This window comes from Deltaproteobacteria bacterium (assembly GCA_009692615.1).
Taxonomy (GTDB): domain Bacteria; phylum Desulfobacterota; class Binatia; order UBA9968; family UBA9968; genus DP-20.
The window spans coordinates 1-21,143 of record SHYW01000090.1 but is presented as its reverse complement, the minus strand read 5'-3'; the positions used below and the strand labels follow the sequence as shown (position 1 = coordinate 21,143).

Annotated in this window: 27 protein-coding genes and 2 pseudogenes; 24 read left to right on the top strand and 5 right to left on the bottom strand. The window is 57.2% G+C overall.

Features of this window, described 5'->3' with window-relative positions; genetic code table 11:
- Nucleotides 1–150: 150 nt before the first annotated feature.
- The 6 genes from EXR70_18910 (at nucleotide 151) to EXR70_18885 (ending at nucleotide 3,708) form a co-directional block, all read left to right on the top strand.
- Nucleotides 151–417, top strand: a complete 267-nt coding sequence (locus EXR70_18910) for a hypothetical protein (protein ID MSP40563.1) — start codon at nucleotides 151–153, stop codon at nucleotides 415–417.
- 190 nt (nucleotides 418–607) lie between these two features.
- A complete protein-coding gene (locus tag EXR70_18905) occupies nucleotides 608–1,381 on the top strand; it encodes a sulfite exporter TauE/SafE family protein (GenBank protein ID MSP40562.1) in 774 nt (257 codons plus the stop codon).
- A 2-nt stretch (nucleotides 1,382–1,383) separates the two neighbouring features.
- A complete protein-coding gene (locus EXR70_18900; GenBank protein ID MSP40561.1) occupies nucleotides 1,384–2,685 on the top strand; it encodes a twin-arginine translocation signal domain-containing protein in 1,302 nt (433 codons plus the stop codon).
- A gap of 94 nt (nucleotides 2,686–2,779) precedes the next feature.
- Nucleotides 2,780–3,184, top strand: a complete 405-nt coding sequence (locus EXR70_18895) for an aldehyde-activating protein (protein ID MSP40560.1) — start codon at nucleotides 2,780–2,782, stop codon at nucleotides 3,182–3,184.
- A 19-nt stretch (nucleotides 3,185–3,203) separates the two neighbouring features.
- Complete coding sequence (locus EXR70_18890) at nucleotides 3,204–3,494, top strand: DUF3817 domain-containing protein (protein MSP40559.1); 291 nt, start codon at nucleotides 3,204–3,206, stop codon at nucleotides 3,492–3,494.
- Between the two features lie 28 nt (nucleotides 3,495–3,522).
- A complete protein-coding gene (locus EXR70_18885) occupies nucleotides 3,523–3,708 on the top strand; it encodes a hypothetical protein (protein MSP40558.1) in 186 nt (61 codons plus the stop codon).
- 327 nt (nucleotides 3,709–4,035) lie between these two features.
- Here the strand turns inward: EXR70_18885 and EXR70_18880 are convergent, their stop codons facing one another.
- Together EXR70_18880 and EXR70_18875 are read right to left on the bottom strand one after the other, a co-directional pair.
- The gene (locus tag EXR70_18880) at nucleotides 4,036–4,872 is read right to left on the bottom strand and encodes a hypothetical protein (protein ID MSP40557.1); all 837 of its coding nucleotides are present in this window, start codon (nucleotides 4,870–4,872) and stop codon (nucleotides 4,036–4,038) included.
- Nucleotides 4,814–5,425: a sigma-70 family RNA polymerase sigma factor gene (locus tag EXR70_18875; protein ID MSP40556.1), complete on the bottom strand. Its 612-nt coding sequence runs from the start codon at nucleotides 5,423–5,425 to the stop codon at nucleotides 4,814–4,816. The genes EXR70_18880 and EXR70_18875 overlap by 59 nt, the downstream gene beginning before the upstream one ends.
- A 225-nt stretch (nucleotides 5,426–5,650) precedes the next feature.
- Between EXR70_18875 and EXR70_18870 the strand changes: the two genes are divergently transcribed.
- Both EXR70_18870 and EXR70_18865 read left to right on the top strand, forming a co-directional pair.
- Nucleotides 5,651–5,893, top strand: coding sequence for a hypothetical protein (locus EXR70_18870; GenBank protein ID MSP40555.1), 243 nt, complete (start codon nucleotides 5,651–5,653; stop codon nucleotides 5,891–5,893).
- Nucleotides 5,894–6,026: 133 nt separating this feature from the next.
- Nucleotides 6,027–6,695, top strand: coding sequence for a hypothetical protein (locus tag EXR70_18865; protein ID MSP40554.1), 669 nt, complete (start codon nucleotides 6,027–6,029; stop codon nucleotides 6,693–6,695).
- 295 nt (nucleotides 6,696–6,990) lie between these two features.
- On the opposite strand, the gene EXR70_18860 is transcribed toward EXR70_18865, so the two are convergent.
- Nucleotides 6,991–8,217, bottom strand: a complete 1,227-nt coding sequence (locus EXR70_18860) for an adenylate/guanylate cyclase domain-containing protein (GenBank protein MSP40553.1) — start codon at nucleotides 8,215–8,217, stop codon at nucleotides 6,991–6,993.
- On the opposite strand from EXR70_18860, the gene EXR70_18855 reads away from it, so the two are divergent.
- The 16 genes and pseudogenes from EXR70_18855 (at nucleotide 8,200) to EXR70_18780 (ending at nucleotide 20,011) form a co-directional block, all read left to right on the top strand.
- On the top strand, nucleotides 8,200–8,550 hold the full coding sequence (locus tag EXR70_18855; protein MSP40552.1) for a carboxymuconolactone decarboxylase family protein: 351 nt from the start codon (nucleotides 8,200–8,202) through the stop codon (nucleotides 8,548–8,550). The genes EXR70_18860 and EXR70_18855 overlap by 18 nt on opposite strands.
- 66 nt (nucleotides 8,551–8,616) lie before the next feature.
- Nucleotides 8,617–9,033, top strand: coding sequence for a DUF1499 domain-containing protein (locus EXR70_18850; GenBank protein ID MSP40551.1), 417 nt, complete (start codon nucleotides 8,617–8,619; stop codon nucleotides 9,031–9,033).
- A gap of 83 nt (nucleotides 9,034–9,116) precedes the next feature.
- On the top strand, nucleotides 9,117–9,620 hold the full coding sequence (locus EXR70_18845; GenBank protein MSP40550.1) for a hypothetical protein: 504 nt from the start codon (nucleotides 9,117–9,119) through the stop codon (nucleotides 9,618–9,620).
- Between the two features lie 33 nt (nucleotides 9,621–9,653).
- A complete protein-coding gene (locus tag EXR70_18840; protein ID MSP40549.1) occupies nucleotides 9,654–10,706 on the top strand; it encodes an alcohol dehydrogenase in 1,053 nt (350 codons plus the stop codon).
- Between the two features lie 54 nt (nucleotides 10,707–10,760).
- Nucleotides 10,761–11,981 carry an MFS transporter gene (locus EXR70_18835; GenBank protein ID MSP40548.1) on the top strand — a complete coding sequence of 407 codons (1,221 nt, stop codon included), beginning with the start codon at nucleotides 10,761–10,763 and terminating at the stop codon, nucleotides 11,979–11,981.
- 56 nt (nucleotides 11,982–12,037) lie between these two features.
- On the top strand, nucleotides 12,038–12,379 hold the full coding sequence (locus EXR70_18830) for a hypothetical protein (protein ID MSP40547.1): 342 nt from the start codon (nucleotides 12,038–12,040) through the stop codon (nucleotides 12,377–12,379).
- On the top strand, nucleotides 12,354–12,467 hold the full coding sequence (locus EXR70_18825) for a hypothetical protein (GenBank protein MSP40546.1): 114 nt from the start codon (nucleotides 12,354–12,356) through the stop codon (nucleotides 12,465–12,467). The genes EXR70_18830 and EXR70_18825 overlap by 26 nt, the downstream gene beginning before the upstream one ends.
- A 10-nt stretch (nucleotides 12,468–12,477) precedes the next feature.
- Nucleotides 12,478–12,792, top strand: coding sequence for a pyrimidine/purine nucleoside phosphorylase (locus tag EXR70_18820; protein MSP40545.1), 315 nt, complete (start codon nucleotides 12,478–12,480; stop codon nucleotides 12,790–12,792).
- A 264-nt stretch (nucleotides 12,793–13,056) separates the two neighbouring features.
- Entirely contained in the window at nucleotides 13,057–13,587 is a 531-nt protein-coding gene (locus tag EXR70_18815; protein MSP40544.1) for a hypothetical protein, read from the top strand.
- A 122-nt stretch (nucleotides 13,588–13,709) separates the two neighbouring features.
- Nucleotides 13,710–14,918, top strand: coding sequence for a DEAD/DEAH box helicase (locus EXR70_18810; GenBank protein ID MSP40543.1), 1,209 nt, complete (start codon nucleotides 13,710–13,712; stop codon nucleotides 14,916–14,918).
- A 161-nt stretch (nucleotides 14,919–15,079) separates the two neighbouring features.
- Nucleotides 15,080–15,927: pseudogene (locus EXR70_18805) on the top strand (Dyp-type peroxidase).
- A 16-nt stretch (nucleotides 15,928–15,943) separates the two neighbouring features.
- Nucleotides 15,944–16,620 (top strand): annotated as a pseudogene (locus tag EXR70_18800) (FMN-binding negative transcriptional regulator).
- Nucleotides 16,613–17,620, top strand: a complete 1,008-nt coding sequence (locus EXR70_18795; protein ID MSP40542.1) for an NAD(P)-dependent alcohol dehydrogenase — start codon at nucleotides 16,613–16,615, stop codon at nucleotides 17,618–17,620. The pseudogene EXR70_18800 and the gene EXR70_18795 overlap by 8 nt, the downstream one beginning before the upstream one ends.
- Nucleotides 17,621–17,640: 20 nt before the next feature.
- Entirely contained in the window at nucleotides 17,641–18,009 is a 369-nt protein-coding gene (locus EXR70_18790) for a hypothetical protein (GenBank protein MSP40541.1), read from the top strand.
- 36 nt (nucleotides 18,010–18,045) lie between these two features.
- Entirely contained in the window at nucleotides 18,046–18,717 is a 672-nt protein-coding gene (locus EXR70_18785; GenBank protein ID MSP40540.1) for an HAD family hydrolase, read from the top strand.
- Nucleotides 18,718–19,012: 295 nt separating this feature from the next.
- Entirely contained in the window at nucleotides 19,013–20,011 is a 999-nt protein-coding gene (locus EXR70_18780) for an ABC transporter substrate-binding protein (GenBank protein MSP40539.1), read from the top strand.
- 305 nt (nucleotides 20,012–20,316) lie between these two features.
- On the opposite strand, the gene EXR70_18775 is transcribed toward EXR70_18780, so the two are convergent.
- Nucleotides 20,317–20,673: a MarR family transcriptional regulator gene (locus EXR70_18775; GenBank protein MSP40538.1), complete on the bottom strand. Its 357-nt coding sequence runs from the start codon at nucleotides 20,671–20,673 to the stop codon at nucleotides 20,317–20,319.
- Entirely contained in the window at nucleotides 20,670–20,963 is a 294-nt protein-coding gene (locus EXR70_18770; protein MSP40537.1) for a hypothetical protein, read from the bottom strand. Before EXR70_18770 ends, EXR70_18775 begins: the two co-directional genes overlap by 4 nt.
- Nucleotides 20,964–21,143 lie beyond the last annotated feature (180 nt).

The following is a 21,143-nucleotide window of genomic DNA, read 5'->3' as shown; positions in this document are numbered from 1 at the left end:
GGCAAATCGAGGCAAAACTAAGGACCCTATTAACCACGAGAGCAAAATGTAATCTGATATAACTTCGCAAAAACTGTAACTCATTACGAAAAAAACGATCTATCCTCCGCTGCCCTGCTTCCAGGGCAGTTGTTCAGAGGTTCCTTAAACATGCCACGCAACATCATCACTGCCGCCGCGCTGCCCGCGTCGCCGGAAAAGCTCTTCGACATGTATCTCGATGCCGCGGCACACGCGGCGTTTACTGGTTTGCCCGTTACTCTTGAGCCGCGGGCGGGCGGTGCGTTTCGCGCTTTCGACGGGATGCTTTCCGGCAAGATTCTCCATATCGAACCGAAGCGGCTGATCGTGCAAACCTGGCGGTCGGTGAATTGGCCGGCGACGGCCATCGACTCGGTGTTGACGCTTACTTTCTAGCCTGAGAAAGATGGGGCGCGCATCGAGTTGGTTCACGTCAACGTTGCAGAAGAGGACTTTGCCGGCGTCAGCCACGGTTGGGAGAAATATTATTGGACGCCGTGGCGCGCTTATCTCAATTCGCGAACTCAGTCGGCGTAGTTCGCTATTTCCATTTCGCTCGACTGTGATTCGATTTCGTTGAGGCTTCATGAGCGATCTCCTGCAACTTCTTATCGGCGGCACCAATCTTTCCCTGTCGGGCTTCATCGTGCTCTGCATCGTGTCGTTTCTCGGCAGCTGTATCGCCGGCGCGCTCGGGCTCGGCGGCGGTGTGTTGGTGCTGGCGACGATGGCGAATCTGTTGCCGCCGATCGCGCTGGTACCGATTCACGGCGTGGTCCAGCTCGGTTCTAACTTGAGCCGGGCGGTAATGAGTTGGCGGCAAACCCTGATGTCGATCGTCACGCCGTTTTTCATCGGCACGATCCTCGGCGTTGCGCTTGGCGCGCAATTCGTCGTCGCGCTGCCGAAGTCATTACTTCAGCTCATCATCGCTATTTTTATCCTGGCGTCGACTTGGCTGCCGGGTTTGCGCAGCACCTCCACCGGTAGGGTGAAGTTTTTCTTCGTCGGTCTCGGGACAACCATCGTGACTATGTTCGTCGGCGGCACCGGCGTGCTGGTCGGTTCTTTCGTCGCGCCGGCCTGTCCGGAGCGCCATCAGTTCGTCAGCACTCACTCCGTGGTGATGACCCTCCAGCATGGTCTCAAAGTGATTACCTTCGCCTTGCTCGGCTTCGGCTTCGGTCCCTACATGGCACTGCTGGTTGGGTTGGTGTCATTCAGCTTCATCGGCAGCTACGTCGGCAAGTTGTTGCTCAATCGTTTGCCGGAGAAAGTGTTTCGCGTCGCGCTCAAAGCGACGCTCACGGTTCTGAGTTTGCAGCTGCTCTACAACGCGCTGCGCGAAAGCCTGGGCTAGCCATGAAGCAGAAAAATAGAATCACCCGGCGAAAATTCTTGCAGGCTGCCGGCGTCACCGCCGCCAGCGCGGCGTTGGCGCCGTGGAATTCTCCGGCGCGCGCCGCAGTCGGCGATGCTCTTCAAGCCACAGGTTTGTCGTTGCCGTGCTGTATCGGCGAAGTCAACGCTAGCGGTGCGTTGGTGTGGCTGCGCGCCGAGAGTGAGAGCGAAGTTGCCGTCGAGTATGGCAAAGACGCTTCTTTCACGGGCGCGGTGCGGTCAGCATCGATCCGCGTGGTCGCTGACAACGATTACACGGGCGTTGTTCAGCTGAGCGGTTTGGAGCCTGGCACGACTTACTATTGCCGGGCGGCGGTGGCGAACAAAAAAGTTGGCCCGAGCTCGCGATTCGTCAGCGCGCCGCGCGCCGATCAGCTCGCCGATGTCCGCTTCGCTTTCAGCGGCGATACCCGGCAAAACTTTCAGCCGTTCGCGATCATGGATGCGATCCGCGCCAAGCAGCCGGATTTTTTTCTTCATCTCGGCGACACCATTTACGCCGATCGCGACGGCGCGGCGCGCGATCTTGCCCAGTTCCGGCAAAAGTATGTGAACAACCGCAAAGACGAAGCGACGCAACGGTTGTTTGGCGAAACCGGTCTCTATGTCACTTGGGACAACCACGAAGTGGCGGAGGCGGAGCGCACGGCGAATGTTTTGGCGCCGCTCGGCCGGAGGGCGTTTTTCGATTATTGGCCGATCGCTCCGGAGTTGGCGCAGGCGCAACGGGTTTATCGCTCGGCGCGCTGGGGCGGTTTGGCCGAGCTGTTTATTCTCGATACCCGGCAATATCGCGATGATAAGGCTGGGACAATTCTCGGCGCAACGCAGATGCGCTGGTTGCTGGACGGGATTGGCAATTCCACCGCGCGCTTTAAGTTTGTTTGCACCTCGGTGCCGTTTTCCGGTCCCAGCGCCGATAAATGGGGCGGATATCCGAAGGACCGCGAGGCGCTGCTAAGCGCGATCAAGGAGGGGCCCATTGGTGGCGTGATCTTTCTTGCCGCTGACGCCCATTACGCCGCAGTGGTGCGCGTGGCGGGCGACGCGACTTTGCGCGAAGTGATCGTCGGCCCGATGGCCGCGGCGATGGGCAAAGCCACTGGCGATGTTAGCCGGTTCGAATATTACAACAATCGTTTTCTCAATTACGCTCTGGCCAGCGTTCGCGCCGACGGCGACAATGCTTACGCGGAAATCGAAATTCTCACCGATAAAAACATTCTGCTGCACAAGCTCAGAATCGACGCCGGTGAAAAATAGCTTTGCCCGGCGATTGCCCGCATTTTCGTCTTGCTAATGTTTTCACGCGAAACTAAGATGCGTCGAATTCACTAAATTCGACCAGGAGGGGATTATGGCGGAACAAACATTGAAGGGAAGCTGTTTGTGTAAATCGGTGCGCTATGAAGTGACCACGCCGTTCATGCGCTTTGGCCACTGTTACTGCTCGCGCTGCCGCAAGGCTACCGGCGGCGTGCGCTCGACCAACATCGCCGTGCCGATTGCGCAGTTTCGCTGGACCGCGGGGGAGAATTTGATCAAACGCTTCGACTTGCCCGAAGCGAAAAGTTTTGCCCGGCAGATTTGCGGCAACTGTAATTGTCCGATCCCGCACGCCTCGCGCGACTGCACGCGCGCGTTGGTACCGGCGGGCACCCTCGACGATTTACCTCCGGGAAAACCGTCGGTGCATGGACATTGGAGCAGCCGGGTAAAATTCGTCGAGAGCAACGAGTCCGAGCTGCCGTGCGAAAATTAAACCGCGCCGGTTCGCACTGATGCTGACGACGGCGGTGGGGCGGTTGCGCGCGGCGGGAATGGTTGAGGCGGTGTCGTTTCTGCTGTTGCTCGGCGTGGCGATGCCGTTAAAATATTTCGCCGGCATGCCGTTGGCGGTGAAGCTCGTCGGTTGGCTGCATGGTCTGCTGTTCGTCGCGTTCTGCGTCTGTTTGCTCGTCGCCCAAGGCGAACGGCGCTGGCCGGTTCGCTGGACCGCGATGATATTTTTCGCGGCCTTGCTGCCCTTCGGACCGTTTGTCATCGACCGGCGGCTCAAGAACGAGCAATGAGAATGTTAACAGAGCACAAGGAGAAATCATGACTGAAGAGATGCAAGTAAATCGCGATATCGTCATCGAGGCGGACGCCGAGTCCATCGAGCGCATGCGCAAGGAAGGCCATGTGCGCGGTTTCACCGTATTCTGCGATGAGCAGCAACGCATCGGCGGTGACAACTCAGCGCCGACGCCGATGGGCTACTTTGCATTGTCGGTCGCCTTTTGACTGCTCACCCAAGTTTCCGGGTACGGGGAAATGATGAAGGTGAAAGTCGACAAGATGAAGATCTACGTCACCACTCGCTTCTGCGCCGAGGGTTCGGTGCTGCGCGAGACGATTAAATCCGGCGGCGTCGGCGTCGAGTTGCGCAGCGGGATCTTTTCCAGCGCGCCGGCGGAGCGGGTAGCGGCGCTGATGCGCAACGCCTAGGCCGGCTGTTACATCATGCAGACAATTATCAATCCGACGCCGGTGACCCGTGAGTTCAAGCTCAACGGCGAGTCCTTCGATCCGGAAAGTTATAAAAAGAAATAACTCGCGGCTGAAGACGGCTTAGAGATGTTTGTGGGGTTTGGCTTTGGATCGGGCCAAATCCACGAGCTCGGCCATCGCCATTTCCGACGCGAGAATGCAGATCACTTTATCTTCGCGGTGTAGGACTGCGTTCATACTTCCCACGGAAAATGCATAGAAGTTTATCTGCTTTTCTGTGTCGTTAAAGATCGCGGCGATGGCCGGCGAATCGGCTTCGGTGCCAAGAAAGGTATAGCACAGAATCGTGCCACCCGGTCCCTCATATCGGGTGACCATCACGGGTCTGCCGCTAATCTCCTGTATCGTGCCGCCGACGAGCACCGTCCGCATCATCGAAAAGTCATACGCCATGGGTTGAAAATCGCCACCGACGGCATGTGTTAATGCTTGTCTCAGTATGCTGAGATCCTTAGTTTTGATCGCCAAATTGTCGCGATCCAAGAATTGACGGTACGACTGCACTGCCAAGATCGAAATCGGCGCACTGCCCCGTTGTGTCCGTAAGGCCGTAGGTACTAGCAGCATTAGTAACACCGCGGCGGCCAATGCGCCGCGTAAGCGCGGATGTTCTCCGGCAAGACGCCGAGTCCATTGTTTTCCGGCGGCTGCGGTCGTGCCGAAGATCCGCGGATCGCTGGCTAGCCTCGCCTTCATAGCCGGCGAAGCGCGTAGCTCGGCCCCGGCGGCGTGAATGGCCTTTTTAAGGTTCTGTTCCTTGGCGTAGAGGAAACGGCACCGGGTACAAACCGTGAAATGGTTTTCCAGTGCTGCGCGCTCCACCACCAGCAATTGGCCGTCAACCAGGCCTGTGATAAGTTCTTCTGCTTCCTCGCAGGTCATGTTCTTCAGTCCCATGGTTAGTGTTGACGTAACCGGTCAGCTGCTCTTGGAGTAACCTCCTGCCGCGCGATAGACGGGAGCGTATGGTGCCCACCGGGCAAGACAAGATCTCCGCGGCTTCCGTATAGCTGAACTCGCTCATGTCCACTAAGACGATCGGCAGCCGATATTCCTCGGGGATATGCTGGAGCGATTGAGTGATCTGGTCGCTAAGCTCTTTGTGCAGTAATTCTCCCTCCGGGCTCGACTGCTGCGCCGGTCCCTGGTCCCACAAGCCGGCGCTATTGCGCGGCATCTCTTGTTTGGCTATCCATCGTCTCTGCTTACGGTACTGGTCAAAAAAAATATTCTGCAAGATCTTGGTCAGCCAGGCGCGCATGTTGGTCGGCGGGTCGAACAACTTATACGACTCGATGGCGCGCACGAAGGAGTCCTGGATCAAATCTTGAACCGCGTCTGCTTCGCGCACGAGATGATAGGCGACACGGTAGAGATGATCGACATGGATCATCGCTTCGCGGGCAAAGGCTGCCCGTTGCGCGTCATTCGCTTTGGATTCTGAAGTCACGCCGTGATCGACTCAAAGTGACGCTGAAACTTGCCTGAATGGTGATTTAACGTAGACCGGCGCTATTTAGTTCCCGCCGCCTAGTTTGCGTAATAATTTTGATCGGCTTTGGAACCATTACTCTTGGTCGTTCGTCTTGGTGAGAGCCGGAGCGCGCTCGGATCCAACGCGCTCGGGCACGATGCGAAAAATTAATGGGGAGTTAACGAAGGAGGAACGCCGAACATGAAATCGATTAAAACCGTATTGTTGACTGGGCTGCTGGTGGCCGGTCTGTCGTCAGTGTCCTTACCGGTTGGAGCCGCCGAAAAAGGCGACATGATGGAGCATGACAAAGGCAAGATGAAAGATGACAAGGGAATGATGAAGGACGATATGAAAGAGAAGATGAAGGGTAAAGGCGAAACCGAAGGCGACAAGATGAAGATGGAAGACAAAATGAAGACGGACGACAAGATGAAAAAATAGGCCGAACCGTTAGTCACATTTAGCGCACTCACGCGAGCCGGTATCGGTGGCATTCGTCCACTGAGGCGCGACATGTTTAGCCCTGTCGCCGGTTGGCATTGGCCGCAGCGATAAAGATTACTTGGAGGAAATCATGAAACTAAAATGGATAAGACTAGTTGTGATAGTGGCGGTTTTACTTGCTACCCAACTGACAGTCCGTGCTGCTAGCTTTGAAGTGACCATTACCAATCTGACCCGCGGCCAACGGTTTACACCGATTCTCGTCGCAAGTCATAAGGCCGGTGTCAAACTCTTCGAACTCGGCCAACCTGCGAGCGCGCAGCTAGCGACCCTCGCCGAAGAGGGCAACGTGCTGCCGCTTGCGGATTTGCTCAACTCGATGTCGGAAGTTTTGGATACCGCGGATTCTGGCGGCCTGCTCGACCCTGGAGCATCGGTCACCGTCAGAGTCCATACCCGCGGCGACTTCGATCATCTGAGCGTTGCTTCCATGTTGATCCCTACCAATGACGCTTTTTTCGCGCTTAACGGTGTTGCCGGTCCGCGCGGGAACCAGGCCACCACCCATATATCGGTTGCTTACGATGCCGGTTCGGAGCGCAATGACGAACTCTGTGCCAGCATCCCTGGTCCGTTTTTCACCGAGTGCAACGGACCCGGCGGCGGTGCGGCGCCGGTCGGAGGCGAGGAAGGTTTTGTGCATGTCCATGCCGGCATTCATGGTGTCGGCAACCATGATCCAGCGCGGCGCGATTGGCGTAATCCGGTCGCGCGCATCGTCGTTCGACGTTTACCATGATCTGAAAAAATAACGGCAAGATAAGCCACTCGTCCTACAGCCGCAGCCGTTTCTGGGAGTCCTGTTGCTCCCGGAAGCGGTCTTCGGTTAATTTCGCAAGATTTAAAGAATGACCGCCAATTTAATTAGCCAGTTGGATTCCCGCCAAAAATCCAGACACAATGCGCCAACTTTAGAGGTTGGGTAAGTTTTGTCTCGGATCCTTATCATGACGAATTCGATTTGAAGTTGATGCGCGATATGCGCAAGTTGGCGCCGGACGAATTCAGCGCCTGGCATTTCTAGCAGCGCACGTTCAATGCAGCAGGATGTGCGCGACGACTTCGAAAGCGACGATCCCGAGGGTGATGACCGAGGCGGCGAGCACGAAAGTCGTGCGCTGCTTTTCCTGCGTCGTCATGGTCTTGAGCTGTGCTGGAACTTTGGCTTCTCTCCTCAGCTTTCTGGCATGGGCCAATGTGTAGAGATTGGCTAAAGCGGCGAGTGTCGTGAGCACGAGCACAGGAACGCGCAGCATGCTTTTATCGAGAAAGGTCAATACGCCGGCTAGGCCGAAGACTCCGCCCGCTCCAACAGCTACCGCCAACGGTCCTATTAGAGTGACCACAGCGCAGGGCGCGCCGAGTAGGCCGAAGACAATGGCGCCGATGCTGGTAGTTTCTTGTGCGGTTGAATCCAGCGGGTCGTCGACGAGAGTCGTGTCACTACTGCCGTGCAGCCGATAGGCTCGCACCGGTTCGCGAAAACCTTTGAGCACGGCTTGCTCGGCCTTCGCTTCGGGAAATTGGTCCGGATGCTTCAGATAACTTTCTTCGCTGATGAGAATCTCGCCGGCGCCGGCTTTGCTTTGCAGACGCGCCGCTAGATTCACCACGTCGCCGATGGCGGTGTAGTCTTTGGAATCGTCCGAACCCAGACGGCCGACGCGGGCGAAACCGGTGGCGATGCCGACGGAGGCGTTTAAGTCTAAGCCAAAACTGGCGCCGACGGTTTTCAGTCCAGCATTCAATGCCGACGCGGCAATGACCGCGCGCCGGGCGTGATCGTCATGTTGCAGCGGCACGTTGAACAGCGCCATGACCGCGTCGCCGACGTATTTGTCGATGAAGGCGCCCTGTTTGACCAGCAGTTCGGTGGCCATGCGCAAAAAAGCGTCGACTACTTGATGAGTTTTTTCCGCGCCCAACTCGTGGGTCACCTCGGTGAATGACGACAGGTCGGCGAACAGCACGGTGATTTCCACCATTCGTCCTTCTTCGACGTGGGTGCTGCAGCGCGTGCAGATGTTGGGATTGCGCGGGCTGCGCCGAATTCCAAATATTCGGTAGACCGCGCTCAAGGCGCCGGCCAGCATGGTGCCGCAGATGCTGCATTGGGCGGCGAGATGCGGACTCGAGTGATCGTGCATGGGGTAGAGGTAACGTACGGCGCCAACCCTGTCAATGCGATTGCTTCGCATGGCGATTACGGGAATAATGCGGCGACTTTCAGGAGGACAACTTAAATGTCGGATCACTATCATGACGAGAACGATTTGAAGTTGATGCGTGATATGCGCAAGTTGGCGCCGGACGAATTCAATGCCTGGCTCGGCCTCGAGAAAATGGTCGGGCGCGACGACGGCGCGATCCCGAAAAAATATCGCGAGCTGATCGCCATCGCAGTTGCGGCAACGACTCAGTGTCCGTATTGCATCGAGTCCCACGCCAAAGCCGCCCAGGTGGCGGGCGCGACGCGCGAAGAAGTGGTCGAGGCCTCGTTTATCGCCGCCGCGCTTCGCGCCGGCGCCGCCGCCACTCATGGCACCATGGTGCTCAAGTTTTTCGATAAACAGGCCGAGGCGAAAAAGGAATAGCGTCGGTCAAGCGTTGTTGCCATCTTGCTATATAGTCTAAGAATCCTGGGCGCGAGTTTCATCGTCATGTCGCTGTTTTCTTGCTCCGGCACAAGACCCGCCAATCTCGGCATCAATGATGGCCGACTGAGAGACTGCCCGTCGTCGCCCAATTGCGTTTCGAGCGATGCCGATGATTCGGCTCATTCGATTGCGGCTTTCGAACTTGTCATTTCCCCGACCGATGCATGGCGCGCGTTGCGCGCCATCTTGGAAAGCTTGCCACGAATGAAGATCATCGCCGCGAGCGAAGATTACATCCACGCCGAGTGCAGCAGCGCGTTCTTCGGCTTCGTCGACGATCTTGAGCTGCACCTGCGTGCTGCGCAGAATTTAATCGCCGTGCGCTCGGCGTCGCGTTTGGGCCAGAGTGACTTCGGCGTCAATCGCAAACGGGTGGAGCATTTGCGTGCGACAATGATCAAGCAGCGCGTTCTACGGTAGCAGTCTGCCACGTTTCTAGATTGAGAGTACTTCGCGAAACGACAAGCCGTTATGCATTAAATCACGGCTTAATGGGAGGTTTAATGACGGCCGAAGAACTAAGAAAAACCATCTTGGTTGAGACTCACCGTATTATTGAGACTTCTGCTGCGAACGGAGCGCAAAAAATCGGTCAACCGTATAACCGGCCAGTTAGGGAGGAGTTCACGGAGGATGAAATAAAGTATCTTCGTGAGAACAAAAAACCTGACCTAACTCATCCCGCCTTTCAGAAAATATTACGTAATGCTGGTCCAAAATTGCTAACCTACCCTCCAAAAGATGTGCTGACAGAGGAAGAAGAGATACAATTATCCATGTTTCGTCCTTCGGACGTGCAAAGGTCCGCCCTTCAAAAGCTTATCGCTGACTCTTGCGCCTCTGCTTTTTTCGCGTTTTTCTGTCTCATGGATGGAGTTGCCGACCCGGAAGTCGCTGCCGTGGATCATTGGTCCGGGGCGAAGTTCGTCGAAGGCATGGACGATAATGAGCTTCACGATGAATTCGGTGTGAGCTTTTGGGATTACGAGAAAATTTCCAGCCATTAACTTTCACCAGCATATGGATTAACTCGCTAAATCATGCAGAGCTACGACGTTGTCGAATGGGGCAAGCCGCTTGAAAAAATCGAGCGGCCGACGCCGGTGCCGCAGGGCACCGAAGTACTCGTCAAGCTGAAATTTTGCGGCGTCTGTCACAGCGACGTGCATATTCGCGACGGCTACTTCGATCTCGGCGGCGGCAAGCGCTTGCAGATGAGCGAGCGCGGCATGGCGCCGCCGGTGACGCTCGGCCATGAGCCGTACGGCACCGTGATCGCCGCCGGGCCGGATGCGATCGATGTGCCCTTGGGCGCGGATCGTCTGGTTTTTCCCTGGATCGGTTGCGGTGAATGTGTGCGTTGCCACGAAGGCGCGGATAATTTCTGTATGGCGCCGCGCATGATCGGCATCCAGCGGCCCGGCGGCTACGCGGATCATTTACTAGTTCCGCATCCTCGTTATTTGATTGACGCCGGCGGCATCGATCCGGTTTGGGCGGCGACGTTGTCTTGCTCCGGTTTGTCGACCTATTCGGCTGTGTCGAAGTTGAAACCGATTCCGAACGACGAATGGGTCGCGGTCATGGGCGCCGGCGGATTGGGTTTGTCGGCCATCGGCATGCTGCGCGCGTTCGGTCACGAAAAAATTCTTTCCATCGACATCGACGCGGCGAAGTTGCAGGCGGCTGAAGCGGCCGGCGCAGCGGCGACGTTGAATGGTCGGGACGTCGACGCGGCACAGAAATTGAAAGCGATCACCGGCGGCGCGCTTTACGGCGCGGTGGATTTCGTTGGATCGAGCGAGACAGCTAATGTCGCTCTGGCGGCGCTGCGCAAAGGCGGCAAATTGATTCTCGTCGGTCTGTTCGGCGGAGAAATCCAACTTTCTATCGCCAGTACGATCTTGCGTGCGGTCACGGTCCAAGGTTCGCATCTCGGCAGCGTGGCAGAGTTGAACGCGGTCGTCGCTCTAGCACGGGCAGGAAAGATGAAGCCGATTCCGATCGAGACACGGTCATTGGCGCAAGTGAGTCGCACACTGGACGAGTTGAAGGCGGGAAAGATTGTTGGCAGGGTGGTCGCGGCGGTTTAGGGATGAAGATCGGTCGGATGTACCAGCAGCAGTAAGATCGCAAACGACTACAACATGAGCGAGCGCGACACCAAAAACTCCTGGCTCTTCATCACCATCGCCGCCGCGGCGATGTTGATGATCACCATGGGGGCGCGGCAGTCCCAGGGGCTGTTTGTGTTTCCGATCAGCGGCTCGACCGGCGTCGGCATTGCGGCGATCAGTTTCGCCATGGCGGTGGGGCAGTTTGTTTGGGGCGCGGTGGCGCCCATCGCTGGTGCGTTGGCGGATCGCTTTGGCGCGGCGCGGGTGCTGGTGGGCGGCGTGCTGGTGCTGGCTCTCGGTACCGCGCTGACGCCGCTGCTTGCGAGCAGTTCCGGGCTGGTCTTTACAATCGGTATTCTCACTGCGATGGGTTCCGGCGCGGGCAGTTTTTCGATCTTGATCGGCACGGTGATGAAACGGTTGCCGCCGGCGCATCGCGGCACGGCCGCGGGAATTATCACCGCCGGAGGTTCATTCGGTCAGTTCGTCTTCGCGCCGATCGCGCAAAATTTGATTTCACTGTGGGGCTGGATGGGCGCCACGTGGTCGCTCAGCGTCATGGCGCTGTTCGCATTACCTCTGGTTCGCACGATCAGCGGACCCACTTTGAGTTCAGCTGAGATCCAAGCGAACTCCGTCGGCGGTGTGCTGAGCGGCGTGGTGAAAAAAGCTTTCGCCGACCGTAGCTATTTGCTGCTGCACGGCAGCTTTCTCACCTGCGGTTTCCACATCGCATTTCTAGTTACGCACTTGCCAGGCGAAGTGGATCTCTGCGGGCTGCCGGCTTCGGTGGCGAGCTGGTCGTTGGCGATCATCGGCCTTGCCAATATCGCCGGTAGTTTCACCGCCGGCTGGTTACTGAGCCGTTTTCGCGGCAAGTACGTGTTGTTTTGGATGTATGGTTCAAGGACATTGTTGATCCTGCTCTATCTCGCCGCGCCCAAGACCGAGTGGACTTTTTATTTGCTGGCCGTTGGACTTGGCTTTTCTTGGCTCGGCACCGCGCCGCTGACGGCGGGCGTGGTCGGCAAACTTTTCGGCATGCGCTATCTGGCGACGCTCTACGGCTTGACGATGGTGTCGCATCAGATCGGGGCATTTTTTGGCGCCTGGTTGGGCGGTCTGGCGTTCGCTCACTCGGGCAACTATCTCTGGATGTGGTATGCCGATGCACTGTTTGCGGCGATCGCCGCGCTGCTCAATTTGCCGATCCGCGAGGCCAAGATTGAATCGCTCGGAGTTCCGGCATAGCTGTTGGCTTGGAAATCTCGATAAAATACGGCAACAATAATATCGAGGACGCAATCGTGGATTCGGCATATCGCTCAAAGTTGGATGTCTGGCTGGTCGTCGTGGCGATCTGCGCACCGGTTGTCGCGTTGGAATTTCTTCTCGACGGCATGGGGCTTAGCGAGCGCGCCATTAATGTTCTCGCGCTGCTGGCCGTGGTCGCGGCGTCGGGATTGATCTTCTGGCTGTTCATGACGACTCGCTACACCCTCACCGGTGAATTCTTGCTGATTCGTTGCGGGCCGTTTTCTTGGGTCATCGCCCTCGACGAAATCACTCATATCGAACCGACGCACAACCCATATTCGAGTCCGGCGCTGTCCTTAGGACCGGCTGGCGATTCGTTATGGCGGCGGTGAATTGCTGATCTCGCCGGCGGACAAGGAGCGCTTCATGCTCGATCTCAAAAAGCGGCTCAAGGCGCGCTCGGCCGGTATGGAATCCTAAGGAGAATTGGATGTCTGAATTTAACAATGTCACGGTGGTCAAAAAAGCCAACGTCTACTTCGACGGTAATGTCGTCAGCCGCACTGTGCTGTTTACCGACGGTTCGAAGAAGACCCTCGGTTTTATGCAGCCGGGAGAGTACGAGTTTAGCACCGGCGACGCCGAGATCATGGAAATCATCAGCGGCGACCTCGACGTTGCGCTGCCGGGAATCGATGGCTGGCGCGCCATCACCGGCGGTTTGTCTTTTGCCGTGGCAGCCAACTCCAAGTTCCGCATGAAAGTAAAATCCTTGACCGACTACTGCTGTTCGTTCGTAAAGTAGCCGCTCCCGCGCTGTCCCTCGTCCCCACGCCGTCGAATCGCAATTAACCTCCGACCGACAACTAAGTTTACGTTCGATGTAAACTTAGTTGTCACTTAGCGCTGTTTTGCTGACAACCGCTGGCCGGTTCTCGTTCGCTTTCGAGCTGAGTTGTCTGCTTCGGCTATGCGGCACCGTTCTTGCGTTGCTTCGTTCGGATGGTTACGCGCCGCTATGTTGATGGTAAATGGCAATTTTTTCGTCGCTCATCTGAAAGATTAAGCAATGGAAATCGGTTATTACACTGAGGTCGAAGTTCATTACACCCATCACGACTTTGCCGCCCGTCATGTGGCAGCGTCGTTGGCTGAGATGATCGTTAGCGCTTGTTTTGACGTCGAGGTCGAGCATATCGGCAGCACGGCGGTAACTGGATGTGCCGGCAAGGGGATTGTCGATCTACTTGTGCTCTATCCATCCGGGTCACAGAAGGCTGCTCGTGAGGGGCTAGATCAGTTGGGCTTTCAGCGCCATAGCGGTGCCGATAGTTTTCCCGAGAGCCGGCCCATGCGTGTCGGCGTCGTCGAACATCTCGGCCGCCTCTATCGCATTCATGTTCATGTCGTCGAAGCCGGCAGCCGCGAGGCCCGTGACATGGCGCGGTTTCGCGATATTTTGCGCGAAAGCGCCGTCCTGCGACGCGCCTATGAAATGGAAAAATGCCGTATCCTCGCCCAGGGGATCAGCAACGGCGCGGAATACGCCGACGCCAAAGGCGAATTCATTCGCCGCGTGCTCCAAGCCTATCGCTTCTGAACCGTGATCGATGATCGCTTTGCGGCCTTGCCACTGTGCTGACTCCAAGCAGACCGTTCTGTCATTGTGCTAATCGCGGCCGGAGCATTGAGAAGCAGCGCCGGTTGTGACAATAATCATCGGTGTCATTCTCTACATTAGGACTTTCCCCCAAAGTATTGGAAGGCGTGCGCGCGGCGGGTTACACCGATCCGACGCCGATTCAGTTGCGCGCGATTCCGATGATTCTCGAAGGCCGCGACCTGATCGGTTCGGCGCAAACCGGCACCGGTAAGACCGCCGCGTTCGCGCTGCCGCTGATTTCCCGCCTCGGACCGCACGGCAAGCTGCGCGCGCTGATCCTCGAACCGACCCGCGAGTTAGCCGCTCAAGTCGAAACCGCGATTCGCGATTACGCGCGCTTCACCGATCTGCGAACGGTGGTTTTGTTCGGCGGCACGGGTTACGGCAAGCAAGATCAAGCGCTGCGTCAAGGCGTCGATATCTTGGTCGCCACGCCGGGCCGGCTGTTGGATCAGATGCAGCGCCGCACGGTGCGCCTAAGCGATATTGAAAATTTAGTATTGGACGAAGCCGACCGTATGTTGGACATGGGCTTCATGCCCGACGTGCGCAAGATCATCGACAAGTGCCCCAAGACGCGCCAGACCATGTTGTTTTCGGCGACGGTGCCGCCGGAGATTGAACAGCTCTGCCGCTGGGCGCTGCGCGACCCCGAAACCATCGAGATCGGCCAGCGCCGGATGCCCGCCGAGACCGTCACCCATGCGCTTTATCCGGTCGATATCGGCCAAAAGCAAGCGTTGCTCGAAGAACTTTTGCGCCGCACCGATTACGATCAAGTTTTGATTTTTTGCCGAACCAAGAACGGCGCCGACCGGGTCGCGCGCAATTTGCAGACTCAAGGCCACTCAGTCGCCGTGCTTCATTCCAACCGCACCCAACGCGAGCGCGAACAGGCGCTCAGCGGTTTTCGCAACGGCCGCTACGAAGTGATGGTCGCCACCGACATCGCCGCCCGCGGCATCGATGTCGAACAAATCAGTCATGTGATCAATTTCGACGTGCCGCATCATCCCGAAGATTATGTCCATCGCATCGGCCGCACCGGCCGCGCCCAGAGTGTCGGCGATGCTTTTACCATCATGACCGCCGAAGATATTCAGGAAGTGGCCAGCATCGAGCACTTCATCGGCCAAAAAATTCCGCGCGTGAAGCTCGACGATTTCAATTACTCCTATTGCCGCTTGCTCGATCCCAATCCCAAGCCGACCTTCGGCAGCCGCGCCGGCCGGCAGCGCTCCTACGGTCCCGGTCGCGGACGCTGGTAGGAACGTGATCGTGTTCGCGGTCGGGGCTGAATGTGTAGGTGCTTCACCACCGCGCCGATCGATCTAAATCCTGCAAAAATTTCCCGTCGGAATACTTGACGGCGCCGATTCCGCGCGGAAAAATCGCCTCATCATCTCGTCTGCGACGACTAGGAGTAACTATGACGAATATGCAACCGGGAATTTTGGCGCCAGTGCCGAAACTGGCGCGTTACCTGACCTTCTCGCTTAAGGCTGGAGCTCAACCGAAAAACATTTTGCAGCAATTGGCCGGTGTCGCGGATGGCGAGTCGGTTGTGGTGGGGATCGGTCAGCCTACGGTTGTCGCTGTGCGCGGGTGTATCGATGGTTTGCGGACATTTCCGACTAACTTTGGTGCCGGCTTGATATTGCCATCGACCTCTGCGGCGCTTTGTTGCACTTGTCGCGAATGGTTGTCGAGACGCTCTCCCTGGCTTTCAGTTTAGATTCCATCATAGATTCTTTTCAGTACGATACCGGACGCGATTTAACCGGCTATGTCGATGGCACCGAGAATCCCAAAGGAGCGAAGGCGGCCGCCGCCGCGATGGTGCGCGGGCAGGGCGCCGGTCTCGATGGCGCGAGTTTCGTCGCGGTGCAGCAGTGGGTGCATGATTTCGCGCGCTTCGAAGCGATGCCGAGCAAAGAACAGGACAACGCCGTCGGCCGGCGCAAGAGCGACAACAAAGAACTTTCCGGGGCTCCGGCTTCAGCGCATGTGAAGCGGACGGCCCAGGAAAGCTTTTCACCCGAGGCGTTTATTCTGCGCCGCTCCATGCCCTGGGCCGACGGCATCCGCGGCGGCTTGAACTTCGTCGCCTTCGGAAAATCGTTCGACGCCTTCGAAGCGCAACTCAAGCGCATGGTCGGCGCCGAGGACGGCATCACCGACGCGCTGTTCAAATTTACCAAACCGGTTTCCGGCAGCTACTTTTGGTGCCCACCCATGCGCAATGGCAAATTGGACCTGCGGGCGCTTGGGCTGTAATCGTCATCAAACGTCTATGTATCTGCCCGAACATTTTAACCAGCCAAAGTTAGAAGTTCTCCAACGGCTAATTCATGAGCGGCCGCTGGCGACTTTGATTACGCTTGGATCGGCCGGGCTCAACGCCAATCACTTTCCCTTCGAGCTTGCCCTCGATGCCGCACCCTTCGGCACGCTGCGCGCGCATGTTGCGCGGGCCAATCCGCTGTGGCGCGATTTCTCCCGGTCGGTGGACGCCTGGCGATTTTTCACGGTCCCGAAGCTTACATCTCGCCGTCTTGGTATCCGACGAAAAATACTACCGGGGAGGTGGTGCCGACGTATAATTACGTCGTCGTTCACGCTTCCGGACCGCTGCGTATTATCGACGACGTGGCTTGGCTGCGCGCTTTGGTGGGCCGGCTGACGGCGCGATTCGAAGCGGCGCAAGCACAACCATGGCGCGTCAGCGATGCGCCTGAGCCTTTTATCGAGAAACAACTGCAAGCGATCGTCGGCATCGAGATTCCGCTCACCAAACTAATCGGTAAATGGAAAGCTAGTCAGAACCGTTCCGAAATCGACCGTGCCGGCGTGGTCGCGGCGTTGAGCCAAGCGCCCGACGCCGACGGTTTGGCGATGGCTGAATTAGTGCGTGAGCCAATAAAACTTGAGCCCTGCGCGTCATCCTGCTACGTAAGAGTGCATGATTAACGCCTACGCGGCGCCGCGCGCCGGCGCGCCTTTAGAGCCTTATCAGTTTGCCGCCAATTCTTTCGGGCCGTTGGAAATCGAGATTGCGATTTCCCACTGCGGCATGTGTCACTCGGATTTGCATTTGATCGATGATGATTGGGGCGTGTCGTCCTATCCGTTGGTGCCGGGTCATGAGATCGTTGGCGTGGTTACGCGCATCGGCGCCGCCGTCAGTCATCTCAGCGTCGGTCAACGTGCCGGCGTCGGCTGGCTCGCCGGTTCGTGCATGAACTGCGAGCAGTGTTTGGCCGGCAATGAAAATCTTTGCCGGCAAGGGCAACCGACTTGCGTGGGACGGCATGGCGGATACGCATCGGCGGTGATCGTCGACGCGCGCTTCGCGCTGGCGCTTCCCGACGCTTTGAAGTCAGAGCTTGCCGCGCCGTTGCTCTGCGCCGGCATCACCGTGTTTGCGCCGATGCAGCGGCAGCGGCTCAAGGGAAATGCTCGCGTCGGCATCATCGGTCTCGGCGGTCTCGGCCACTTGGCGCTCCAATTCGCCAGGGCGATGGGCTACTCGGTGACGGCATTTTCGACATCGGCGAATAAGCAAGTGGAAGCCCGCGGCTTTGGCGCTGACCGATTTGTCGATACTAGTGTGCCCGGAGCGTTCGGCGCCGAAGCGAGCAGTTGCGATTTCATCTTATCGACCGTGTCGGCGGACTTGCCATGGCCCGATTATCTAGACTTGCTCAAGCCCAACGGCCATCTTTGTATCGTCGGCGCGGCGCCGGGTGAGCTGCGGCTGCCGATCTTTCCGTTGATTGAAGCGCAGAAGAGTATCGGCGGTAGTGCAATCGGTTCCAACGCTGAGTTGGCGGCGATGTTAAAATTTTCCGCCGAGCATAAGATCGCGCCGCTGGTCGAATGTTTTGCCATGAAGGACGCCAACCTGGCGCTCGAACGGCTACGTAAGAATCAGTTGCGCTACCGCGCCGTGCTGATGATTGACGGTTGATTAACTTTGTTACGATCACGATGACTGCGCCGTTATATATACTGCTCGCGGCGATTTTGTTGGTGATGACCATTGGCCGGCTGATTTTCCAGCCCGCACGCCAGGGCATCGACTGGGCCTTGGAAGTCGCTTTCGTGCGCTTGGATTTTCCGCCGCCCTATCGCGACGTGGCGCAGCAGCTCGCCGCCGGTTTGGCCGAAATCGTCGGCATGAAAATCAAGCAGCTCAAGCCCGAGCATAACCTGAGCGAGATCGCGGCCTGGTCTCCGGACCGCATTCAGGCCAAGGACTTGATCACGCTTTTCGTCATCGCCTTCGATGTCCAGTGCGATCCCGAGACAACCTTTGGCGATTTGGTCGAGCGCGTGGCGGCGAGGAAGAAGGCGTGATCGTGGTTCGTGTTCGTGGATTCGGACGTGGGTGCAATGATTAAGGCTTTGGTTTTTGATTTTGATGGCGTGATTATCGACAGCGAATCGCCCGAGCTGCAAGTTTGGCAGGAAGTTTTTGCCGAGCATGGGCGGGAACTCGGTTTGGATCTGTGGGCCGATTTAGTCGGCCGGCCACGCACCCATTTCGATCTGTACAGTTATTTTCAGCAGAACATTAATCCCGCCGTCGACATCGCCGCCCTGCGCCAGGAGCGGCGCGCCCGAGTGATCGCGTTGACCGAGGCACAGCCGGTGTTGCCGGGCGTGCACGATTACTTAACGCGCGCTTCGGATCTCGGCATGAAAATCGGCTTGGCGTCGAGTTCTTCCGCCGGTCATGTGCGCGGCCACTTGGCGCGCTTGGATCTGCTGCGCTACTTTCACACGACCAAATGTTTCGAAGACACTGAGACGCACAAACCCGAGCCCGGTCCTTATCGCGCGGTGCTCGATGAATTGGGTGTCGCGCCCGAAGAAGCCGTGGCGTTCGAAGATTCGCCCAACGGCGTGACTGCGGCGCGGGCCGCGGGAATTTTTTGCGTCGCCGTGCCCAATCCGGTGACTTGCCGCTTGCCGTTGGACCACGCTGATCATCGCTTGGAGTCGTTGGCTGACGAGCCGCTGGAGAGCGTCTTGTCGCGCGCCGTTGCCGCGCGGCAAAAATAGCGCGCTCGACGGCCGAAATCGATGGTTCGGTAGTTTTTCAATTCGAAATTTCATGTAGGGGCGACCCCCCGTGGTCGTCCGTTCGGAGGGCAGGCACAGGAGTCTGCCCCTACATCGACGATTTGTTTGAATCTAATATTCCCCGCTGCTTGCGGCGGGCACAACTAAATGGGGTTTCCAAAGGGGGCGAGCATCCCCTTTGGTCGCGAGCGGGGTTCATACCCCGATCGCGAAATGCCGAGTTGATTGAAACTACCGATTATTTCGGTGCGTTGATTAAACTATCGAGGAAATCATGAGACGATTCACTTTCATTCTGGCTGCCGGCATTTTTGCTTACTTCGCTGCTGCTGACAATAGCGATGCGCAAACGCCGCTGGAAAAACTGCGCTTGACCTACAGCGCCATCGGCGGTTCGCAAGCGTCGTTCTGGGTGCCCTATGAAGCCGGCATCTTTCGCAAATACGGTTTGGACGTCGAGTTGCTCTATGTCGCCGGCGGCCGCCGCGCCGCGCAAGTTGTCCAATCGGGCGAAGTGCCGATCGGCGTTTTCACCGGCGGCGCGGTGATCAATTCCAATCTCGCCGGCGGCGATCTGGTGGTCATCGCCAGCTCGATGAACGTGATGACTTTCGTCGTCATGGCGCGCCCGGAAATTCGCCGCGTGGAAGATTTAAAGGGCAAAAAGATCGGCGTGTCGCGCTTCGGCTCGGCCACCGACTTCGGTCTGCGCTACGTCGAAGAGCAGTGGCCGATCAAGCGCCAGCGCGATTTCACCGTGCTCCAAATGGGCGGCGTGACCGATGTTTACAACGCCCTGCGCGCCGGCGTGCTCGACGCCGCGGTGATCAACGCCGAGCTGGCGATCATCGGCCGCAAGGAGGGTTTCCGCGAGCTGGCCGACATCGCCAAAATGGGGATTAACTTTCCAACCTCGTCGGTGATCACCACGCGCAGTTACATCAAGCGCAACGAAAATACCGTGCGCAAATTCATCCGCGGCTTCGTCGACGGTGTGCACTACGGCAAAACTCAGCGCGCACCGACGATCAAGATTATGATGAAGTACCTGCGCAGCAGCGACGCGGCGATGTTCAACGAACTCTACGACATGTATATCTTGCAAAACATCCCGCGCATCCCGCGGCCATCGCCGGAATCCTTGAAGACCGTCCTCGACCAAATGGCCGAAAGCGATCCGCGCGTCGCCAGCCTCAAGCCGGAGCAGTTTATCGACGGGCGATTTTTCGCCGAGCTGGAGAAGGAAGGGTTTATTCAGAAGCTGTGGAAGTGAGAATGAAGCGAACGAGAGTTACCTGGAGCGTGACGCTACGCTGGGAGGCCAGACCTTTTCGAAAGAAATACGCCTGAAGACCTCTCAAAATAATTTCATTGAGATCGATTTCTGGAACCGTAATTACTATCCTGGTTCGCGTCTAGGGTGAGGTTGGAATGCGTTAAGCATTTACTTCAATGCCTTGCCCCTTCTTATTAATCTCTCACAACAGATCGATTGAAGGGTCATATTGTGTCCCCGGAATTCTGAATTCACCGGCGCCCGAAGGGCGTCCGGTGGAATGAAGGGTTCGGCCCCTTTGGCTATGCCACTGTGCGGGCCAGGGGCAGGATAATTTCAACTGATTCGTAGGGCACCGATACTTCGTTGCCCTCCGTGCGTTCGATCAATCCGAGTTCTTCCATTCGCGCGACATCAGTGTGCACATTCGAATAGTTGCGTTCTGCGGATTTGGCAAGTGCATAAACGCTACAAGGACCAATTCGGCGGAGCGTGTCTAAAAGATCGAGGCGCGCAGGTGTGAGTTCTGCGAACAGTGAGCGTGCCGACTCAAAGCTGAGCCGAAAGTCAGGAGTGCGGCCTTTGCGAGCCGCGGTGACCTGAGTTGCAGCGGTACGAAAGACCGTACCTTTGCCGGAAACCTCGATGATGGCTTTCATGATTCCTCCCAGCGTTCTACGTCAACTCTGAAGTCTTCGAGAAGTTGTTCGACCGATGTAAAGGCGTAGTCCAGTTCTGCATTCTCAATGTGCCGATGATCGCCCTTGCCGAGTTCGTTGTCGTATCGCACCCGGCTAATGCCGTTCGCACCGAAGTACAAGCGGTACTTGTAGCGATGCGTGCACGGCTGCAATGGCTCGCTAAGCTCCCAGATCACAATTTCAACAATGGCGCCGTCATCGCGCACTTCCTTGGCTCGGGCGATGGGAGTGGCACCCATATATTGTATCGTAGCAATATAGTAAGCGTTTGTCTATGACGCTGTTGTAGCAAAGTGATTATGTCAGGGGTTAACGGCAACGTAATTATGTCAGGGTGGAAGGATGACAACCCTGACAATGAAAGACGAGAAACGACTAGACGTAATTCAACGAGTATATCGCAGCGAGATCACCGTGGTTGAGGCCGC